The organism is Flavobacterium sp. (genome assembly GCF_049318185.1).
Taxonomy (GTDB): Bacteria; Bacteroidota; Bacteroidia; order Flavobacteriales; family Flavobacteriaceae; genus Flavobacterium.
On sequence record NZ_JBMOGV010000153.1, the window covers coordinates 1 to 3,829 of the forward strand.

General features: G+C 30.9%; 2 protein-coding genes and 1 pseudogene. All 3 read left to right on the forward strand.

All coding sequences use genetic code 11. The features are described from left to right. A pseudogene (locus ACOYLT_RS10585) lies at nucleotides 1-1,521 on the forward strand (TonB-dependent receptor); the annotation flags it as partial. A gap of 11 nt (nucleotides 1,522-1,532) precedes the next feature. Beyond that, nucleotides 1,533-2,150 carry a choice-of-anchor J domain-containing protein gene (locus ACOYLT_RS10590; RefSeq protein WP_422853817.1) on the forward strand — a complete coding sequence of 206 codons (618 nt, stop codon included), beginning with the start codon at nucleotides 1,533-1,535 and terminating at the stop codon, nucleotides 2,148-2,150. Between the two features lie 9 nt (nucleotides 2,151-2,159). Then, nucleotides 2,160-3,572, forward strand: a complete 1,413-nt coding sequence (locus ACOYLT_RS10595) for a DUF5689 domain-containing protein (RefSeq protein ID WP_422853818.1) — start codon at nucleotides 2,160-2,162, stop codon at nucleotides 3,570-3,572. Nucleotides 3,573-3,829 lie beyond the last annotated feature (257 nt).

The window sequence follows — 3,829 nt, forward strand, 5'->3', positions numbered from 1 at the left end:
GATGGGCATAGTGCTTATATTTTATACGAAGACAGAACTGACGATAAAGTTTGGACAGCAAATTCAATATTAAGTTCTCAATTAGCAGATAATATTAATATGAACGCGGGTGTAACTTTTAGAAATTTAAAGTCACATAATTTTGCTAATATTTTAGATTTATTAGGTGGAGATTATTTTGATGATAAAAATTATTTCACAAATTCTGCTGACCAACAACAATCTGATTTAAATAATCCAAACAGACAAATCAATGAATATCAGGTTCGTCATGGCGATGGGACATTTTCTTATAATTATAACTTATTAGCAAATACGGTTGATGCCTTTACTCAATTTAAATTTACTTATAAAAAAGTTGATTTTTATTTAGCAGAGTCTTTCTCAAGAACCCAATATCAAAGAGAAGGATTATACAAGAATGGAATTTATCCAACCAACTCTTTTGGAAAAAGCAAAACATATCTTTATGAAAACTTCGGTTTTAAAGGAGGCCTAACATATAAAATTTCAGGTAAACAATTCTTGAATTTGAATGCAGCATATATGACTAAAGCACCTACATTAAGAAATGTTTTCCCAAATGCTCGTATTAATGATAATACTTCTGTTGGTCTTCAATCAGAAAATATTACAAGTGGTGATGTTAGTTATATTATTAAAGCTCCAAAATTCAAATCAAGATTAACAGCTTTTTATTCTAATGTGAAAAATGGTACTGAAACTTCATTCTTTTATGGAGAAGGTATTTTCTTAGATGATGGAGGTGACGGTGGTGATGCCTTTGTAGCAGAAACACTAGCCAATGTTGAAAAGCAAAACGTTGGTTTAGAATTAGGAACGGAATATCAAATTACATCTACAATTAAATTAACTCTTTCTGGAGCATACGGAGAATATACTTATAACAATAATCCAAATGTTTATTTGAATAACGATAATTTAGCGACACCAACCAATACAAATCCAGTGGCTGATTTTGGCAGAGCCAATTTAAAAGGTTACAGAATTGGTGGTGGACCACAATCAGCAGCTTCATTCGGAGTTGAGTATAGAGACCCTAAATTCTGGTGGGTTGGTGCTAATGTAAATTATTTGGCAAACAATTATTTAAACATTTCATCTTTATTAAGAACAGCTAATTTCTTTAGAAATCCAAATGATTTAGAAGGATTAGATTTTCCAGAAATAACTCCACAAAGAGCGGCTGAATTATTAAAACAAGAAAAATTTGATGATTTTTATTTGTTAAATTTAACGGGTGGTAAATCTTGGAAAGTTGGAAATCAAATAATTGGCTTTTTCGCAAGTATCAACAATGTATTAGATGTTACTTATAAAACAGGAGGGTTTGAGCAATCAAGAAATGCAAATTATAGAGAAGTAAATCAAGATGTAACTCTTCATGACATTACGCCTAATGATGGTATTACCAATTTAGTAGCTACTCCTTCATTTGCACCAAAATATTTCTACGGTTATGGTAGAACATATTTCTTAAATTTATATATTAATTTTTAATTATTAAAGTTATGAAAAATTATAAAAAAATAGCACTTGTATTTATAGCTTTATTGCCATTTACAGGTTGTTCTCCAGAAAATGATATAAAAATTGCTGAATCTACAGATTATACTTTTTTCCAAGAGTTTTTATCAAACACCGTTGATGGTAATGATATCAATATAGAAGGTTGGACAAATTATGCTCAAACTGGAACCGTAAAATGGAAACAAGGTATCTATAGTGGATCCAAATATGCTGAATTCACATCCTATCTTTCAGGACAAGCTACAAATGTTGCTTGGTTAATTTCACCAGCTATAAATATGGATACTCGTGATCATGAAACATTAGCTTTTGATGTGGCTCAAGCCTATGTTTCTTCAGCAGCTAATTCAATTGAACTTTTTATTTCAACTGATTATAACGGAACAAATGTAATGAGTGCTAATTGGCAACCCATTCCATTTTCTACACCTCCTTTAGTTTATGAAACAAGATTTCAATTCTTTAGTTCGGGTTTAATTGATTTGTCTAGTTATACAGGTAATATTTATATTGCATTTAAATGCAAAGGTTCTGGAACTAATTTTTCTTTAGACGGAACTTATGAAGTTGATAATATTAGAATTTTTGACAAGAAATAATTTTTAAAAATGAAAAATATAATTTTAAAATCCGCACTTTTAGTATCATTAACCACTGGGTTGTTCTTTGGTTGCGCTAATGATGATCATTACACAACTCCAAATAATGCTTTGGTAACCTATGATTTAACAACAACAAGAACTGTTCAGTCAGTTAATGCTGATGCAGTTGCAGCTAATAATACTAATCCTGGTGTTCCTATTGCTTTTCCAACTACAACAGATCCAGATCAGATTATAGAAGCATACGTAACATCAAGTGATGAAAAAGGAACTTTTTACAAGTCAATATCTTTTCAAACTTTAGGCGCTAACCCAATTGGATTTAGCGTGCCTTTGAATGTAACTACCTTATATAGTGAAGGATTTATACCAGGAAGAAAAGTATATATCAAATTGAATGGTTTATATAGTGCTATTGTTTATGGTTCATTGCAAATAGGTTCTTTATATAACGGAACGATTGGCAGAATTTCAGAATTTGAATGGAAAAATCATTTATTCCCTTCTGCAACAATAGAACCAGAAAGCGCATTGGTAAGAACATTGAGTTTGTCAGATGCGTATACAGATGCTAATCAAAATACGTTAGTTGAATTAAATAATGTTCAATTTTCAGATTCATCTTTAGGAAGAACTTATTATGACATTGATTCTGGTGGTGGTGCTACAAATCATACTATTTCATCAACAAATGGTGGTACTGCACAAATAATCCGTTTCAGTAGTTTTTGCCCTTTTACATTTAATCAAGTGCCATCGGCAAGTGGAAAAATAAGAGGTGTTTTAACTAAATATGATACCGATTTCCAATTTATTGTTAGATATCAAAGTGATATTAAATTAGATCAAGGTCGTTTTGATTTGACACCTGCATTGGGCGGAACTGCAATCCAATACCTTGGAGCTTTTTCTGAAAATTTCGAAACTTATCCTGCCAGCACAAGTATTTTTCCAAAATATATCAATGATGCTCTATTAGGAACTAGATATTGGGCAACAGAGTCTTTTAGTGGGAATAAATATCTAAAACTTTCTGCATTCAGTAGCAATTCAAACTATCAAGAACAAAATAACAAAGCATATTTTGTAGTTCCAGTCAATTTTACTGCTGCTAATGGTATGTCATTCAAGACTCAAGACCGTTTCAATGTAGGCGATGTGTTAAAAGTATATTATTCTACTGACTATGTTCCTGGCGGTAATAATGCCAATGCAACACTAAACAATATTACCTTTAATTTCAATATCTCTTCAGGAAATACTGGGAGTGCGTCACAACCATTTGTAAATAGTGGAGTTTATAATTTTCCTACATCTTTAATCGGGAATGGATTCATTATTTTTGAATATACAGGAGGATATAGTTTTGATCCAGATTTAACTACAACAATACACATTGATGATATTACTGTAAATTAGTAAAAGCAATATTCAATTATATAAAAGCCATCTCTAAGATGGCTTTTTTTATGATAAGAATTCACTATTTTTAGCCTTTAAAAATCATCAAAACATGAAAAAATTATTTTTTATATTCGTTAGCACCATGAGTATAGTAACATCAGCGCAAGAAGTACTTTCTCCCGAGACTCTTTGGAAACTTAATAGAGTAACAGCATTGGGTATTTCAAAAGATAAAAAATCAGTAGTTTATAAAGTAAGTACTCCAGTAATGG